The organism is Spirosoma migulaei (assembly GCF_054776855.1).
This window is the reverse complement of record NZ_BAAHBG010000011.1, coordinates 1-18809: the sequence shown is the minus strand read 5'-3', so window position 1 is coordinate 18809 and position 18809 is coordinate 1. Positions and strand designations below refer to the sequence as shown.

Genomic DNA, 18809 nt, shown 5'->3' with positions numbered 1-18809 from the left:
CAGAGAACACAGAGTTTTTAGGCACTATTTTTTCTCTGTGTTTTCTGTGCCTCTGTGGTTAAACCTTATTTCTTCGCGGTTTCTTTCGGCCAGACATACTCGAAGTTCTTATTGATCGGAGCTTCAAAGTAGTTGACATTCAGGTAATCTAAACGCTTTTTGTGTACTTCCAGACGCTGCTTGAAATCGTCAATGTTCTTACCCTCGGCGGGTGTCCAGGCCGTTTCGGCAACGGCAATCAGGCGTGGGTAGGTCATATACTCAACGTATTGTGTCGTTGGCAGATATTCCGACCAAATGTTAGCCTGCACACCTAGTACGTGCTTTGCCTGTTCGGTAGTCAGACTATCCGACACCGATGGGTTAAAACTATACACTTTTTCGAGGGGCAAAAAACCGCCAATTGCGACTGGTTGAGGCTGCGTTTTCGGATCGACCTGGTAGTAATCGAGGTAGCAGTAAGTGGTTGGACTCATCACAACATCATGATTCTGACGAGCAGCAGCAATGCCTCCCTTTATACCTCGCCAGCTCATTACCGTAGCATTTGGCGATAGTCCCCCCTCCAGAATTTCGTCCCAGCCAATGATCCGGCGGCCTTTGGACGTAACAAATTTATCGATGCGACGGATAAAATAGCTTTGCAGTTCGTGTTCATCTTTCAGTCCTTCTTTCTTCATCAATTCCTGACAGAACCGGCTCTGTTTCCATTCCGTTTTCGGGCATTCATCACCACCAATGTGGATGTATTGACTCGGAAACAAATCCATTACTTCGGTAAGCACATTTTCCAGAAACGTAAACGTTTCCTCGCGCGGAAAAAGCACTTGATCATGGACACCCCAGGTGCTGCTTACGGGTAGCATACGGTCGATGTTACCACCTAGTTCGGGGTAGGCAGCCAGCACCGCAACGGAGTGACCAGGCATTTCAATTTCGGGAATAACCGTTATAAAACGCGCCTGCGCATATTTAACCACGTCCCGTATGTCGTCCTGCGTATAGAAACCACCGTAAGGCTTGTTGTCGTATTTATGATCCCGGTAATGGCCCACCATGGTTGCTGGTCGGATAGAAGCCACTTCTGTCAATTTAGGGTATTTTTTGATTTCGATCCGCCAGCCCTGGTCCTCCGTTAAATGCCAGTGAAATGTATTCATTTTGTGCAGAGCCAGTAGGTCGATGTATTTTTTTATAAATGGTACTGGGTAGAAATAACGACCGACGTCGAGCATTGAGCCCCGATAGCCATATCGTGGCTGGTCTTCGATCATGCAGGCAGGTATTGACCAGGTCACTCCACCTACTTTTGTGGGGCTGAACACAGCCGCTGGCATCAGTTGCATGAGCGATTGGACACCATAGAAAAAACCCTGAGGTTGCTCAGCGGATATAACAATTTGTTTCGGCGAAACAGTAAGCGTGTATCCCTCAGCCCCTAACTTCGATCCTTGAGCAGTTACAAAAGCAATTCCTTTTGCTACTTTACCAACCGTAACCGTTGGGGTTGTGCCTGTAGATTTTGCCAATTGATCGGCCAGCATCTGCGCAATTCGGCGAACCTCCGCATGAGTTGACTGTACCGTAATAATCGGTTTTGCCGGCAGGATATAGCTCCCACTATTCGTTTCCAATCGGGTGGGTTTGGGCATAATGGCATACGTAGCCGTTTGCGCATATAATCCCCCTGCCGAAACCAATAGAGTAATCAGGCAGACTAGTCGTTTTTTCATAGAGGAATAGGGCTTGTTAGAGACTGGCGGATGGATTTACTTCAAATAAGGACGCAACACCGTAGCCCATCGCTGATAGCCTTCGGGCAGCATGTGCAAGCTGTCGGGCTTAAATAGTTCGGGGACAGGCTGTCCGGCTTTTGTAAGCATCACAGGCCGAATATCCACGAATTGAGTATTCTTTCGTTTCGCCAGATACTGTTTAATGAGGTCATTAGCGATATCGTTTTCGGGGAAAAACTTCCGACGCGAGGGGCTGGGCTTGATCGAGATAAAGGTAAATAACACATTGGGCAATTTCTGGCGAACATGCACAAACAAAGCTACAAAACGGTCAAAGGTCTGTTGCCCGGTTTGGTTACCGGAAGCAATGTCATTTTCGCCCGCGTACAGAACGATTTGCTTTGGGTGATACGGAACAATAACCCGATCCGCATAGCGTACTACATCACTTAGCTGAGATCCACCAAATCCCCGCTGGAGTATAGTATGTTTAGGAAAATAATCGGTTAAATTATCCCACAACCGAATGGATGAACTGCCCGTAAACACAATCGGATTTCGGGGTGGTGGCGAGGTTTTATCCGCTTTTTCAAACGCAAGGATTTCATTTTCGAAGGGCGCATTTTGTGCTATCGAGTAGAATGGGATCAAGAGTAAAAAAAAGAATCTCATCATTGAGCCAGCAAAATTTACAAGGTTATGCAATCCAGAATCTAAATGTATCAACGAGTACCCAGGCTTTACCAACTTTTTCTAACATAATCAACTCTCCTCGTCCACAAGTACCACCACAGTAAAAACTACCGAAAAAAAGAGCTTTCGTTTTATCCGTACTATATGCAATCCTCGACACTCCAAAAATATAATGAGGCAATGAGTCAGTAGCTGGTTCTATATCAGGGTGCAGCTTTCGAAATTGAGAGAGTAACTGTAGAGGATAGCGAACCTTTAATTTCGATGGTAGTAAAAAGGCTTGCCGTTGGTGGACAGATTGCTTAACGTTTTCAAATAGCGAGGCCCAGGCAGAGTCTCGTGCCTTATTGCACCTTATAGTATCATTTAAATACTTACAGCGGTCACCTAAATTGCTGGTTACCCATGACCAAGTTGTTTTGGAGTGAATATTAACTGCCGTACTCGTGGTTGAGTCAGTCAGGATAATTGGCGTTACCGATGGAACATGTTTGTAAAACGAGAACCCGTTCAGATAACTTGAATATACTCCATAATCATCATCTGTAAGAAGAGCCGATTCATTTACCGGTTTACAGAATACCATACCCAGGCACAAGCAAATTAGGAGTTTATTAAGGTACATCATCTACGAACAAGCAGGGTTTTCTTGCCAATAGATTCAGGAAAGCGCAATTTCCATACCCTACTTGTCAAATAAAAGGCACGACCGTCTCTAAACTCATGTCTCGCGAGCCCTTTACCAATACGTTCGTGCCAGGCTTAGAATTATCCATCAGCCAGTTAGGCAAAGGGAAATTCCCATCACGCAGTTCAGGCTACGCCGAACGATTCACAATAATGCCACAACCCATGAAGTGTGCTATTGCTTACTCCTTCAGTTCTATCATATCAGCTATGAATAAAAACTGTTTCCCCATTACCCACCACACAAAAGGCATAGCAAGATATAATTTCACCAGAAAGGGATGAACTGGTATTCATCAAAAGTGACATCTACACGTAAAAGGTATTCATTCATAGGTGGGTGCTGGTCGCTACACACTAACGGCTACGGACAACCTTGGATGTTCAGCAACTGAGAATATTGTCATTACTAGACTTGTTGTAACGGTGTAAATTTGCTTTATGAATCTCTCAATTACGGCAATGTATTTATAGGTAAGTTTGTTAAATATGAAACCTTCTTTTACCTGGATTACCTACCCTAACTTATCCGTTTGTCCTCCCAAAGACGAATGCCATTATTTTTAAAACCATGCCAAAGGTTAATCTATCACTCCCATTAATTTCCTTTTTCATTAGTGTATTTGCTTTGTGCACTAACCTATCACTTGCCTCGCATGTGGTGGGAGGTAATTTAGAGATGATCAATCTTGGCAAAGTACCCGGTCGCTATAAGATTGCGCTGAACATGTATTTTGACGAGATAAACCAGGATGTAGGGGGAGCACCTTCTGCAGATGCCTTATTGTTTGTCTATCAGAAATCAGACAATAAAAAGATATCCAGTTTTTATATACCTGGAATTTCCCGGCAATCTGTCAATTATACAAACCAAACCTGTGCCACCTTACGGCAAATCAAGACATCCCTTTATCGGTATGAGGGGGTTGTCAATTGGAATCCAGCAGATTATAATGACCCTGGCGGCTATTATATGACCTGGCAGTATTGCTGTAGGAATGGCGATATTGATAATATTAAGAACCCAATTCTAGCAGGTCAGACCTTTTATTTAGAATTTCCGGCCTTATCCCAAAATGGAAAAGTTGTCTTTAATTCATCTCCTGTTTTCGATCAGGTCGATGGCGAATATCTGTGCATCAATGATCCTTTCCGGTTTTCCTTCGATGCGAAAGATGCGGATGGCGATGAGCTACAGTATTACCTGGAAACCCCATTTGACCGCTTAGATCCTAACCTGGGTGTGGGAAGTAAAAATGGACTAACGATTCAATGGCTTTCGGGGTTTAGCGCTGATAAAGCTATTCCAGGAACTCCTCCGTTGACCATTAACGGCCAAACTGGTGAGTTAACCGTAACCCCTACTCAATTAGGTCTGTTTGTATTTACAGTAGTAGTAGAAGAATATAGAAATGGGCAGAAGATAGGGCTTGTCCGTCGCGACTATCAGTTATTTGTCGTGGACTGCCCGCCCACCTCTCCTCCCGATCCAATAATAACCCTAAATAACCAACCTACTACGGCAATTCAAGTCTGCGAAGGTAAGAGCGTAGACCTGAAGGCCACATTCAATGCCAACTGGGATTATCAATGGAAAAAAGATGGGAATTCTATTCCCGGAGCTACGTCTCCTACCCTGACTACAACCGAAGGTGGCACGTATCAGCTTATTACTTCATTAAAAGCTCAATGTTCCAAGTCACGCCGTTCTGGCGAGGTAAAAATAACTGTGACAAAATCACGCTTTAAACTAAAATCTACAGATCCCCTCCACATTTGTGGGCCATCGGGCTCAGTACGACTGGAGGCATTGTCGGGGAGTGGACTGACTTACCAGTGGTATTTCGATGGAAAGCTGTTACCTGAGACGACTCTTGCTTTTGTAGCTACTCAGCCTGGCTCCTATTGGGCTGTTGTTCGCGATTATATCCAGGGATGTACTTCTTTTTCGGACACACTCCAACTGACCAGAGCTGTTTTGCCTGTTGCATCAATAACCCCACAACGATCAACAACGACAATCTGTAACAGCGACTCACTCGTACTAGCCACACCTAATCAAGTCAATTATCGCTATCAATGGTCATTGAATGGTGCACGCTTACCCGGAGTTACTACGAATCTGCTTGCTGCTCGTCAGGCGGGGCAGTATACAGTTACCGTTACTGATACAACAACTTGCCAACAGGTAAGTTTACCTTTTGTGTTATCGGTCGTACCTGGCATAACGGTTACACTGGACTCTATTCCCAGGCAATGCGGGCTTAGCCAGACTAGCATCACGCTTAAGGGTAGTCCATCCGGTGGTTTTTTTGCTGGGCCAGGCGTATCAGGTGATAAATTTGAGCCAACCAAAGCTGGTGAAGGCCATCACACACTCACTTATACACTAAAAAGTGATTTATCCTGCCAGCAAGGTTCTGCTCAACGAATTGCTGTAGTGTCCGCCCCCTCTGTTGTTATTTCTCCTGCTCGATCAGTAACAGAAATTTGTGCTGGTGATTCACTACTGCTAACGGCCCAAAAACCACGTACTGCCTCTGCTTATTCATACAAATGGCTACTTGATAATAAACCTTTAGCAGGAAAAGAAAGTATAACGGCAAAACAGGCCGGTATATATCAGGTAAGTGTACTAGATACTGAAGGTTGCCCGGCACAATCACAAACCTACTCCTTAACCATTACGCCAACGATCCAAGTGCGGTTGGATTCAGTACCTGCCTTCTGCGGCATAGACCATCCACCAATTACACTTCAAGGTTATCCTGCTAATGGAGTCTTTAGCGGTCCTGGCGTTACGAGTAATCAATATGATCCTCGTATAGCAGGCATTGGTAATCATCTACTAACGTATACGGTTAGTAGTTCTTTTGCCTGTCAGAATGGTTCGGCTCAACGATTGGGCGTTATTAAAGCACTACCCGCAGTTGATGTAGGACCGGATATAGAAATCTGGCGAGGGGCGTCAGTTCAACTTCATAGCGGCACAAAAGGAGACTATCAATACCAATGGACGCCACCCACGGGCTTAAACAACCCAACTAGTTCAGACCCTGTGGGTACACCCGAACAAACAACTAGCTACACACTAATGGCTACGGACAACCTTGGCTGTTCAGCGTCTGACAATATTGTCATTACTGTTTACGAACGTATCTGGATTCCGGATGCTTTTTCTCCAAATGGCGATGGCCTGAATGACAGTTGGGAGCTGCGTGGCATCGACAGTTATCCACTTGCTGAAATCACAATTTTTAATCGGTGGGGAGAAGTTGTATTTTTCTCAAAACAGTACAAGCAACCTTTCGATGGGAAATTTCAAAATTCACCTTTACCAACTGGAGTTTACGTCTATCAAATCAAACCTTCACCAGCACAAACTAGCCTACAGGGCAGTTTACTTATTTTAAGATAAAACCAGACTTTATACTACAGATACCCCACGTCCTACACAATAAATGAATGCGGACGTGCTCCTATTTATATAGAAATAAGCGGCTTAGTCATTATATTAATTGATAGCCTACATAGTAAATACCATGTTTTACGTAAGCTTAAGATAGCCAAGAAGCTGTTGTCAAAAAAAACACACCAGCGTATCTTTGTATCTTTTTTACTCTTACATAATCCATGCTGTTTACCAGCCCCCAATTTATTCTTCTGGCTCTGATAACATTTGGGCTGTACTATTTTCCTGTTCTTCGACGATGGCAGGTACTAATTCTGATTATAGCCAGTTTAACGTTCTATGGGTATAATCAGCTTAATCTGCTATGGTTGCTATTGCTATCTGTGACCATTAATATCATATCCAGCTACTACGTCGTCTATGGCCCACCTGGCTCCCAAAAGCGATTCGCAACGGGCGGAGTCGTTGCGAATTTGGCCATTTTGTGTTTCTTCAAATATAGTCCATTACTCGCTCACAGTTTTCTACCGGCCAATTCGGACGTGGAGGTCTGGCTCGTCACTTTACCCCTTCCAATCGGAATTTCGTTCTTTACCTTTCAGGGTATTAGTCTGGTTGTCGACACCTACCGCAACCGCCATGTAGCCAGCTACCGATCATTAATCGCCCGAAATATTCTTAAACATGCCGAAACAGTCTTATTTTTCAAGGCTTTTTTTCCGCAACTCGTGTCAGGGCCAATTGTAAAAGCACATGATTTCCTGCCCCAGATCAAGACCAAATACCTCCATGAAGTTCGATGGGAGTATTGCTTTCGATCGTTGGTATTGGGCTATTTCCTAAAAATGGTGATTGCCGACAATCTGAAAGATCACACATTTACGATTGCCTACCCTTATTTTGAAAATATGTCGTCGCTGACATTGGTCACCTTACTCTTTGGGTATTCAATCCAGATTTTTGCTGATTTTGCCGGTTATTCGCTTATTGCGCTGGGTCTTGCGGGCTTGTTTGGGTATCAATTTCCAATCAATTTTAATTTCCCCTACATCTCCAGTTCGTTTTCCGACTTTTGGCGACGCTGGCATATTTCTTTATCAAGTTTTCTGCGCGAATACCTCTACATTCCTCTAGGTGGTAATCGCCATGGCGCAACCCGAACTTATGTGAACCTGCTCCTTACAATGGTGCTGGGTGGTTTATGGCACGGAGCCGCCTGGAGCTACGCCATTTGGGGACTGGCACATGGGCTCGCACTGGCTACCGAGCGATTTCTGACTGATAAAGGCCGGTTGATTCCCAAATCAGCACTAGCCAAGCTCGTGAAAGGTGTATGGGTCTTTGTATTTGTTACCCTGGCCTGGCTGCTCTTTAAGCTACCTAACTTCAGTCATGTGGTAGCTTACCTTCAGGCCATTCTCCTAAATACCCACAAGCCAACGAATCCAATATCGATTATGCTTATACTGGTTTATGCATTGCCCGTAATTGCCTACCATCTATATTATCTGTTTGGTAATTACCTTCCAAGTATTCGCATGAATTGGTCTCGCGGGGAATTTATTAGCTACGGACTGATGCTGTTCATGATTATAACAAATAGCGGATCTGGAGGGACATTCATTTACTTTCAATTCTGATGATCAAAAAATCCCTACTATCTACACTATTGTTATTACTAGTCTACACCCTGCTGATTAGTAGTTTTGGCAATCGTTTTACGCTTATCGGACAGACCACTGCACAGGAGAATATAGTGAAGGTCGAAGATTATCTGTATCAGATCGATAGCCCTCATGATACCATTTTAGTAGGCTCATCAATGAGTGAACGGCTTATAACAGATAGATTGCCAGGGCGGTGCTACAACTTAGCCATGTCAGGTTTGTCATCGCTCGATGGATTACACATTATTCAAAAAGGGGAACATTGGCCCCGGCTGGTTTACGTAGAATTGAATACGCTGGCAAGAGGCTATAGGTTTGGTTTACTTAACCAATTTGACGAGCCGGGCTGGCAATTTCTTACTACGTACTTTCCGTTTCTTCGCCAGAAATATCAGCCTGTAGCCGTAGTCAAGTCAATTCTCTATGATCAACACCCCGAATCTACCAGTGGACTTGGTACACCTGTCGACACGGCGTTTTATGAAAAAGCCGTTCAGGAACAATTAGTAGCCCTGGAGCGAATCCCGTCAGACTCAGCCCTAAAAGCGAACGTAGAGCTTGCTTACCAATACATTGAACCATTACGACATCATGGTGCCAAGATAATCTTCTTCGAAATGCCTACGGATCCCCGCATCCAAAATCATATACTTACCTCAACGATACGCCAGTATTTACACAATCGGTTTGGGGACAGCCCCTATGCTAAGATTGACTTACCAACTGGCCTATATCAGACCAATGATGGCGTCCACCTAACTCAACCCGAAATTATTCGGTATACGGCCTACCTATCTCAGCATGTCAATCACCTAGAAGGAGCGGCTACCTTGTCTCATCACATAGCGCCTATATCCTCTCCCTTTACCCCGCATAAGGATAGTGGACAAATGGGTACGGAGATAGCTAGATAATAGAGTCAAATAAAAGGCACGACGGTCTCTAAACTCATGCCCCGGGAGCCTTTCACCAATACGTGCGTATCGCTCATAGGATTGTCCATGAGCCAGTTGTGTAACGAAAATTTATCAGGAAAATAGTAGGCTTTCGGCAGATAGCCCAGGGCGTAGTGCATGTCTTTGCCAGCCAGAATGACCAGGTCAAACTGGCTGTCGGCAATGAGTTTCCCCAGTGCCGCATGTTCCGCTTCAGTTTCGTCGCCGAGTTCGTACATATCACCTAAAATCACCACTTTGCGTTTGGCCGGCGTAGCGGCAAACTGGCGAATGGCCGCCGACATTGAACTGGGGTTGGCATTATACGCATCGAGCAACACCGTATTGGTGCCTTTGGTAATGACCTGCGAGCGGTTATTGGTTGGATTGTAATCCGCAATAGCGCGATTGGCCTCTTCGGGCGATATACCGAAATAATCGCCGATTGCCAGTGCCGCCATCATGTTCTCGAAATTATATCGCCCCGGCAGATGGGTTGTTATTTCCTGACCGTTTGAATCACGGTAAACAACAACGGGCGACTCCTGCACTAATTCAATCGGCTCGTTGGGTGAATCCACAGCGGGATAGAAGATAGCTTCGGCAAAGACAGCCTCCGGACGGTGATGTTTCAGTCGTTCGCGGTACATGGCGGTCAGGGTTTTATCGCGCGAATTGATAAAGACCGTTTGACCGTTCTGAATCAGGTAATCATACAATTCGCCTTTGCCTTTTCGAACACCCTCAATTCCCCCGAAACCTTCCAGATGCGCTTTGCCAACATTGGTAATCAAACCGTGCGTAGGTTGGGCAATGGAACAAAGGAGTTCAATTTCCTTCTGATGGTTCGCACCCATCTCAACAACCGCCATTTCATACTGCTCAGTAATAGCGAGCAAGGTTAGTGGCACACCAATATGATTATTCAGATTGCCGATAGTGGCATAGGTTTGGTATTTTTTCGACAATACAGCCGCCATTAACTCTTTTGTAGTCGTCTTGCCATTGGAGCCGGTTAGACCAATAACTGGAAAGCCAAATGTTTTACGGTGGTGGCGAGCCAGGTCCTGCAAGGCTGTTAACCCGTCAGTAACGAGCAAACAGCGTTCCTGATCGCGGGCGGCAACGGCGGGGTCATCAACCAGTGCATAGCGGGCACCCGCTGCCAGAGCCTGCCCGGCAAATTGATTCCCATCAAACTTATCCCCTTTGAGGGCAACAAACAGGCAATCGGGGGTAATTCGGCGTGTATCGGTCGAAACACCCGTGCATTCCTGAAATTTATGGTATAGTTGTTCGATGGTATTCATCACATTCGGAACAGTTTCTTCGTTTTCAATGAAAGATTTAAACACAAGGGACGCGAAGGGCGCAACTAAAATTTTACTTTGCGGCCTTCGCGTAACCTTCACGCTCTTTGCGTTTAAAATCGCCCAAAATTAGATGAAAAAGCTGTTTACGCTTTGTTTTTTGCTCAGCCCATTGCTCAACTATGGGCAATCTGCCGGAGCCATTGCCTTTCGGTACGATCAAAGTCCAACAATTAGTGTAAGTAACAAAGTATTAATAAACCCCTGGGCGGGTGGGTTAAACACAACCCAGTACTCGACCATTCGTTTAAATGACGATGCCCGGGACGACCTCGTGGTGTTTGACCGATCCACAAACAAGGTCAGTACATTCCTGGCAATTGACAACCCAACCGGCAGCGGAATCGCCTGGAAATATGCCCCAGAATACGAAACGGCGTTCCCCAGGATCCTGTACAGTTGGTTATTGCTGGTCGATTATGATCTCGACGGCAGAAAAGATCTGTTTACCTACGGAGCTGGGAATGTCCGGGTGTTTCACAATGAATCGCAGAATGGGCAGGTTGTGTTCAAAGTAGCCGCCGATCCGTTGATGACGCTAGGCCTGAGCGGAAGCCGAATTCAATTGTACGTTGGCGGCACCGATATCCCCGCCATTACCGACTATGACGATGATGGCGATGTGGATATTATCACCTTCGATGCAGACGGTAACATATTAGCCTACCAGCAAAACATGAGTTTTGAACGGACAGGCCTAAAAGGTGGCCTGGACTTTCAACGCACCGGTGATTTATGCTGGGGCCACTTTCGGAAGGAGTTCTGTAATGATTTTACCTTTGGCTTTACGTGCGATGGATCGGGACGGGTAGCTGCCAGTCCCGTTAAACCGAGCGGGGCACGGCCCATGCATACGGGTAACACACTCACGGTGGTCGATACGGATGGCGATGGGAATAAAGATCTGTTGTTCGGTTTTGTAAGTTGCGAAAACATAGCCCGGCTGCGTAATGCAGGCCCCAACAGCGACAAAGCGAATTTCACGAGTTATGACAGCCTGTTTCCTGCCAGCACGCCGATTCTGTTTCCGGCTTTCCCTGCTACTTTTTTCGAGGATGTAGATGGCGATGGTCAGAAGGACTTACTGGCATCGCCCAATGTGAATGCAAACGACAATTATGCCTTCGATTTTCGGGCATCGGGCTGGTTCTATAAAAACACGGGAACAAGCCAAAAACCGAACTTCCAGTTAGTTCAGAAAGATTTCCTGCAAAGTGATATGCTTGATCTGGGTGAGCGAGCTGCTCCAGCGCTGGCGGATCTGGATGGCGATGGTGATATGGACATGCTCGTTGGGTATGGCGGAACTGGCCTGGGCTCCGCTTACCGAGCTGGCATCTGGCAATTCGAGAATAAGGGTACGACCCAGAATCCAGCGTTTGTGCTTGTTACAACGGATTATCTGGGCATTGCCAAATCACTTGCGCTGATTAATACCGTTCCTTCATTTGTTGATGTTGATGCCAATGGCAGTATGGATCTTGTTTTAACGGGAACATCTGCGCAGGCGGTTGAAATTCGGGTATTGATCAACTCGGCTGCTAAAGGTGCGCCAGCCCAATATAACCTTAGCAGTGCTATACGATGGCCTACACCGGATCTGATGGCCCCGCTTGATCTACTCACCGTAACGGATGTTGATCGGGATGGTAAGCCGGACCTTTTGATTGGCCGGTATAACTATGGTACAATTCTTTACTACCGAAATGCCGGAACAGCAACCAGCCCCAGCTTTCAGCTGCAAAACCAGACGTTCGGGGGTATTACTACCGACGATTATATTTACGCAAAGGCCCGTTCTATTGTGGTAGCCGACTTAAACGGCGATCAGAAAAATGAACTGGTCCTGGCGGCTGCGAATGGTACCGTTCGGGTTTATCAATTCCCCGACCCGGTCAACCAATCCCTTACACTGATCGACTCCTTGTCTTCCATCGGCTTACCGGGTATGGGCCTTGTTGCCGCTGCCGCCGACCTGGATGGTGATCAGCTGCCTGATCTGATGCTGGGTAGTATTGCGGGTGGACTTCGCTACCTAAAAAATACGTCCAAGAAAGTAGTGGTTACCGATGTACCCGAAGAACCAACGGGTCCCTGGGCGTTTCCAAATCCAACCGATCGCTACCTGACTGTACGCCCGCCCTTCACAGGTCGCGTAGAAGTACTTTCCTTATCAGGTCAAAGCATGCTGCCAACCCAACCCGTTTCGGCTGATACCGATACCATTCTTGATCTCGGTGGTCTACCCGATGGCACGTATCTGTTGCGACTCATGGCCGATAATCATGCGGCACAGATACAGAAAGTGGTTGTCTGGAAATAACAACCGCGATACAACCCTTAAAAAACGGAAGCTGTGCCAGTGTACACTGGCACAGCTCTTACCATGAAATACACTAAAGTTATAAATAAAAAAAGGCGCATTAACTAACCCGTTTGATGAAGAAGGGCACACACTAAGTCATGGGCAACCGCAATTAGTCTGAAACATATTCTCACAGCAACCCAGCCCATACGTGATGTGAACCTTGTACGACTGTGGCCTACCGAGTTTGAATAAGCCTGATTGCCCATTCAGTGGAACTATTGTTGGTCAAACGCAACACGCCACTCACATTATAGATGTTGGTAGCGCAACTACGTTGGCGGAGGATGGCCACAGCACTCAGCAATCCGATCAGAGCCAGTTCGATACTGAGCACCGACAGCCAAACTTTGCCCGAAGTAACATGCTTACCAAATGCACAAGTACTTAAAATTGTTCTTTAGGATTCTATTTAATTGTTTAAGATATTATTTTTTGCCCGATTATTGACAGTTTCCATAAATACGCTTCTCTCGTCATTCAAGGCGTACTAGATGAGTAGCTGGTTCAGCTTTGTAAAGCATTCCTTACCCAATAACTTTTTTTGTCACTCTATAGAGAGATATTGATGCCGCTTTGACGGTATAGGATTGCATTTTGTTGTGCAGGATTCTACTTGTCGCATTGTTCTTGTTTGCTTTCATTTAACAAAGCCACAAGAACTTATGCAATGGACCCTTTATATACCACTACTAGTCGGATTTCCCTTAAGTTGCAGAGCTAAATTAAATACCCCACCGACTATCAGCACAGCTCTTCAAGAAGCTGCCAATGTACTATGGTATACCGGTATGGCTTCAACCCACAACAGGGGCGTATTCATATGCCAGTCAGAATTAGGTGGACCGGATAACAGGGTATGTATACAGACCGTAGACAAGGCCAATGCCCTTAAAGCCAATAGCCCACCTTTTTATAAAACCCAGATCGAAGCCAGAACAACACTTCACCAATTCCCAATCAACGTCGCGGTTTTGATGCTACTCTACGAGAAGCAAATTTCACAAACGTTTATATATATACGTTATAGGAAATTTGTGCAAGTAAATGAACCGTTGCATTTCTGGCTCAACAGCCTCGATGCGCCCCTGGCTACTTCTCTGGCAAATACATACCTCTAGGCCATACAGGCTTATTGCCCCCTTTATTCTCGCCATACAGGGTAGATATGGTAGCCTACAAGCGATCTCTCCTGCGAATTGACACCTTATTCCAACTAACGCAGATCCCAAAACAATCATGAAACAAGTACCAGGTTCTTAAAAACCGCACACGTATGAAGTAATCTATACCTGCTTAACTAGGAGGCATAGACTCATTTTTCTATAATGTCACGACGACAGCCGTAGCGGTGCTACTGCTGTGAAGCTACTATGTCAACGTAGTAACTGTCTGGCATTCTAACTAGGATACATATGAGTAATTAACCCGAGTCCATACCTCAGTACGATTGGTTATGCGGCTTTTGGCTTTCGACTACTTGCTATGTAATAAACAAACTACGTGCCAAAAAATGATTTCAGTTAAATTATTACTATTATGAACGTACTTTTTACCCATAATAGCCCACATTTTATGTGGAGATACGACAGGCATATAGCCTGTAAAGTAAGTGCCCCCAATAATTTCAGCTATCAACTAATTATTAGGGTGATTTTCTTGCTTTTGTGTAGCAATCTTGCACAGGCACAAGTGGTAAATGGTCGCACTTGTGGCGAAATTTATTGTGATAATGGCGTACAATATACCTGGCATTGTGAAAGCGGTACAGCCTGGGGTGTACAAACAGGTAACAATAGTTCCTGTCAAACGGGTGGATGTACCTCGGCCGGTGGCCGCGCCTGTGGCGAAATCTATTGTGATAATGGTGTACAGTACACCTGGACCTGTGCCTCAGACTGCTCGTCGGGCTGGGGTGTACAGACGGGCAACAATAGTTCCTGTCAGTCGTTTTGCGTGGCCGGAACCTGGGATGGTAGTTCCTACATTTGTAATGGCACCAGTAAATACAGAAGAGTCTGCGATGGGTCGGGTGGGTATACGCAGGGAGCGTTACTCGAAGCCAATAGTACAGATTGTGGCTATATTCCCACTACTTGCCCGCAGGGTGGTAGCTATACAATTGCCAGGTGCCCTGCCGAATCTGTAACACTGGATGCCACCACAGCAGGGGCTACAGGGTATAGCTGGACAAACGGCGGCACGGGCCCAACTACCACGTGGAACTCAATGGGCGGTGTGAATTGTAATATCACCTTTGGTAATGGATGTCAGTCCATTACCAAATTGTTTACCTTCAGTCAGAAAACGGATTGTCCAAATAACTGCGTAACCGGTACTACTACCGAATTGACGATTTGTGCTGGACAAAGTATTCAATTGAGCTCGCCTATCTCCGGCGCAGGTTTCATGTATGGATGGAATGGCAATGAGCCGAGTGCAGGTCAGGGGTCTACCTTTACGGCCACAGGGCCTGGAACCTACAGTGTATTGGTCTGGTATTCGACAGATTGCCCAGATGCTTATTATCAGTGGAATGTGAGAGCGTGTACGACAAGCTGTACACTCTCGGCTAACGCATCGAGCGTAAATGTTTGCCCTGGCGAAACTGTCAATCTGAGTTATTCCGTAAATGGTACGCCACCGTCGGGATCAATTTTCACGTGGTCAGGCTCAGGAGTTAATGGTTCAAGTGTAACGATTCCGAGTACTGCCGCTGGTCAGCAGCTCGCTTACACTGTTTCGGGAGGAGGGTGTACTCAGGGGACAGTAACTGTGAACGTGAGGTCCAACTGTACAACGCCCTGTACCAATCCAAGCCTGGCGACGAATGCACCGGTTTGTTCAGCCAATGGCCAGACTTACTCGGTAAACGTTACCACCAACGGAACTATCACCTCAACGGCGGGAACCGTCAATGGCAGCACCATCAGTAATATTCCGGTGGGTACCAACATCACTATTACCGCCAGTCTGAATGGCTGTATCACTACAACTAATGTTACTTCGCCGAACTGTTCAGCGCCATGTACCAATCCAAGCCTGACACCAGGTTCGCCCGTTTGCTCGGCCAATGGCCAGACTTATAGCGTGAACGTTACCACCAACGGAACTATCACCTCAACGGCAGGAATCGTCAATGGCAGCACCATCAGCAATATTCCGGTGGGTACCAACATCACCCTAACCGCCAGTCTGAATGGCTGCACCTCTACCGCCACGGTTACCTCGCCCAATTGTACCGTGCCCGTCTTTGACCTGGCCCTGAAGAAAACGCTGGCCAGCGGCCAAAGCTCGACGGTAGTGGCAGGTAGCAATGTGACCTTCACCGTCACGGTCTATAACCAGGGCAACGTGGATGCCACCAACGTGCAGCTGAGTGATTACATCCCCGCGGGATTAACCCTCAACGATGCCAACTGGACCGCCAACGCCGGCAAAGCCTCCCTCAACACCCCCATCGCCACGCTGGCAGCGGGGGCTTCCACCACCCGCAACATCGTCTTCACGGTGGGATCGGGCGTGACGGGGGTGCTCACCAACACCGCCGAGATCAGCTCGGCAACGGGTGGAACGGATGTGGACTCCACTCCAGACAACGATCCGACCAACGATGGAACAGCTCAGAATGATGTGACAACGGGTAACCACAAGACCAACCCCAATGACGACGAGGACGATGCTGACCCCGAACCTATCACCGTCACCCCGGCCTGCACACCACCCACACCAACGGGAACTGCAGCCAGTCGTTGTGGCATAGGCACGGTGACCCTAACGGCAACGGGTTGCGATGCGACTTACCCAGCCATCTGGTTCAGCGATGCGGCTCTGACCGCCCAGGTCGGAACCGGCAACAGCTTTACCACCCCAGCCATCACCGCCACCACCACCTATTATGTGGCCTGCGTGAAAGATGCTGCCTGCAAAAGTGCAGCCCTCAGTGTGGTAGCTACCATCAACCCTGCCCCAACGCTCACCGTCAGCAATGTGGTCTGTGCCGCCAACCTGCTCACCTACTCACTCAGCTTTGCCAGCACCGGTACCATTACATCCACCGCTGGTACGGTCAGTGGGAATACCATCACGGGCATCACCGCCGGCACCAGCATCACTCTGACAGCCACCCTCAACGGCTGTACCACGGTGCTACCCGTCACGGCACCTAACTGCGCCTGTCCAACAGTCAACCCACCCACGGGCAGCAGTGCCAGCATCTGTGCGGGCACAACGCTTCCAGCCCTGACCGTCACCGTAGGCGCAGGCTTACAGGCCAACTGGTACAGTGCAGCCACGGGGGGCACTCTGCTGCAGGCCAACAGCCTGAGCTACACCCCAACGGCGGCAGGTACCTTCTATGTGGAAGCGATCAATGCGGCTACCAACTGTAAATCAGCCACTCGGACACCTATTGTACTGACCATAAAGCCCAGCCCAGGCCTGACACCGGGTTCGCCCGTTTGTTCGGCCAATGGCCAGACTTACTCCGTGAGCGTTACCACCAATGGAACCCTCACCTCAACGGCGGGAACCGTCAATGGCAATACCATCAGCAACATTCCGGTGGGTACCAACATCACCCTAACCGCCAGTCTGAACGGCTGCACCTCTACCGCCACGGTTACCTCGCCCAACTGTACGGTGCCGGTATTTGACTTAGCCCTGGTCAAGAAGTTAGCCACGGGCCAGGCTGGTACGGTTACGCCGGGCAGCAGTGTGACCTTCACCATCACCGTCTACAACCAGGGGAATGTGAACGCCACCAACGTGCAGCTGAGTGATTACATCCCAGCGGGGCTGACCCTCAACGATGCCAACTGGACCGCCAACGCCGGCAAAGCCTCCCTCAACACCCCCATCGCCAGTCTGGCAGCAGGGCAGAGTGTAACCCGCAACATCGTCTTCACGGTGGGATCGGGCGTGACAGGGGTGCTCACCAACACCGCCGAGATCAGCTCGGCAACGGGTGGAACGGATGTGGACTCCACTCCAGACAACGATCCGACCAACGATGGAACAGCTCAGAATGATGTGACAACGGGTAACCACAAGACCAACCCCAATGATGATGAGGATGATTCAGACCCTGAGCCAATTACGGTCACCCCATATTGCGCTATAAGTTTGACCACCAATAGCTTGCCTGTCGGCACTGTCGGACAAGCTTACAGCGCGAACCTGACGGTTTCAGGCGGAACGGCTCCCTACAGCTTCTTGCTGGCCGGGGGAACGCTGCCTACGGGTCTGACACTCAGTAGCACGGGCCTCATCAGTGGTATACCCACGGCCACGGGCACTTTCTCAACCACTATCCGCATCACCGATAGTCAGAGCTGCTCGGTGACCGTACCCCTGGCCGTGCTCAATATCCAGTTGGCACCAACCTGTTCGCTAACCGTTACGGCAACGCCGGGCTCGTGCCAGTCTGCCACCAACACTTACAGTGTCAGTGGCATACTGAGTTTGACCAACAACACCAACGGGGGTACGATTCTACTGAGTGATGGGACTCAACTCATCTCCCTGAGTGTAGCCAGTGGTGTAAGCTCGGTGCCTTACTCGTTAACCGGGTTGATTTCGGATGGGTTGGTTCACACCCTGACGGCCACCCTGAGTGGGTGCGGTACAGCCAGTGTAAGTTACACCGCTCCGCAAAGCTGCACGGCTGCTTGCCAACCACCAATTCATGTGTGCAAAGGTTCCGGCTATGGGTTTGAAATCAGCGCAACGTCGGGTCTGGGAACTTACCAATGGTATCGGAATGGCAGTGCCATTTCAGGTGCAACCGGTAGCTCCTTCACCGCAACCCAGGCCGGTAGCTACTCGGTAGTGGTCAATGGCAACGTGGTGGGTCAGTGCCCCGATGGTTCCTGCTGCCCGGTGGTGATCGTGGAAGATGAGGTACCCCTCTATCAGGCCAACGTCCAAACAGCCACCTGTCGCA

Annotated in this window: 8 protein-coding genes; 5 read left to right on the top strand and 3 right to left on the bottom strand. The window is 47.9% G+C overall.

Features of this window, described 5'->3' with window-relative positions; all coding sequences use genetic code 11:
* Positions 1-65: 65 nt before the first annotated feature.
* The gene (locus ACYVGO_RS13965) at positions 66-1733 is read right to left on the bottom strand and encodes a beta-N-acetylhexosaminidase (RefSeq protein WP_460969796.1); all 1668 of its coding nucleotides are present in this window, start codon (positions 1731-1733) and stop codon (positions 66-68) included.
* Positions 1734-1769: 36 nt separating this feature from the next.
* Positions 1770-2387 (bottom strand): GDSL-type esterase/lipase family protein, encoded by a 618-nt coding sequence (locus ACYVGO_RS13960; protein ID WP_460969795.1) that lies wholly within the window; start codon positions 2385-2387, stop codon positions 1770-1772.
* 1300 nt (positions 2388-3687) lie between these two features.
* On the opposite strand from ACYVGO_RS13960, the gene ACYVGO_RS13955 reads away from it, so the two are divergent.
* The 3 genes from ACYVGO_RS13955 (at position 3688) to ACYVGO_RS13945 (ending at position 9109) form a co-directional block, all read left to right on the top strand.
* A complete protein-coding gene (locus ACYVGO_RS13955; protein WP_460969793.1) occupies positions 3688-6534 on the top strand; it encodes a gliding motility-associated C-terminal domain-containing protein in 2847 nt (948 codons plus the stop codon).
* A 215-nt stretch (positions 6535-6749) separates the two neighbouring features.
* A complete protein-coding gene (locus ACYVGO_RS13950) occupies positions 6750-8168 on the top strand; it encodes an MBOAT family O-acyltransferase (protein ID WP_460969792.1) in 1419 nt (472 codons plus the stop codon).
* Complete coding sequence (locus tag ACYVGO_RS13945; RefSeq protein ID WP_460969790.1) at positions 8168-9109, top strand: hypothetical protein; 942 nt, start codon at positions 8168-8170, stop codon at positions 9107-9109. Before ACYVGO_RS13950 ends, ACYVGO_RS13945 begins: the two co-directional genes overlap by 1 nt.
* Before the next feature lie 5 nt (positions 9110-9114).
* On the opposite strand, the gene ACYVGO_RS13940 is transcribed toward ACYVGO_RS13945, so the two are convergent.
* The gene (locus tag ACYVGO_RS13940) at positions 9115-10440 is read right to left on the bottom strand and encodes a UDP-N-acetylmuramoyl-tripeptide--D-alanyl-D-alanine ligase (RefSeq protein WP_460970084.1); all 1326 of its coding nucleotides are present in this window, start codon (positions 10438-10440) and stop codon (positions 9115-9117) included.
* Positions 10441-10573: 133 nt separating this feature from the next.
* On the opposite strand from ACYVGO_RS13940, the gene ACYVGO_RS13935 reads away from it, so the two are divergent.
* Both ACYVGO_RS13935 and ACYVGO_RS13930 read left to right on the top strand, forming a co-directional pair.
* Positions 10574-12823 (top strand): FG-GAP-like repeat-containing protein, encoded by a 2250-nt coding sequence (locus ACYVGO_RS13935; RefSeq protein ID WP_460969789.1) that lies wholly within the window; start codon positions 10574-10576, stop codon positions 12821-12823.
* Positions 12824-14404: 1581 nt separating this feature from the next.
* A partial coding sequence (locus ACYVGO_RS13930) for an Ig-like domain-containing protein (RefSeq protein ID WP_460969788.1) occupies positions 14405-18809 on the top strand: 4405 nt, incomplete at its 3' end.

Bases quoted from the DNA above. Each gene is read 5' to 3' on its own strand.
- ACYVGO_RS13935 (WP_460969789.1), top strand. From the start codon at position 10,574: ATGAAAAAGCTGTTTACGCTTTGTTTTTTGCTCAGCCCATTGCTCAAC.
- ACYVGO_RS13965 (WP_460969796.1), bottom strand. From the start codon at position 1,733: ATGAAAAAACGACTAGTCTGCCTGATTACTCTATTGGTTTCGGCAGGG.
- ACYVGO_RS13940 (WP_460970084.1), bottom strand. From the start codon at position 10,440: ATGAATACCATCGAACAACTATACCATAAATTTCAGGAATGCACGGGT.
- ACYVGO_RS13955 (WP_460969793.1), top strand. From the start codon at position 3,688: ATGCCAAAGGTTAATCTATCACTCCCATTAATTTCCTTTTTCATTAGT.
- ACYVGO_RS13945 (WP_460969790.1), top strand. From the start codon at position 8,168: ATGATCAAAAAATCCCTACTATCTACACTATTGTTATTACTAGTCTAC.
- ACYVGO_RS13950 (WP_460969792.1), top strand. From the start codon at position 6,750: ATGCTGTTTACCAGCCCCCAATTTATTCTTCTGGCTCTGATAACATTT.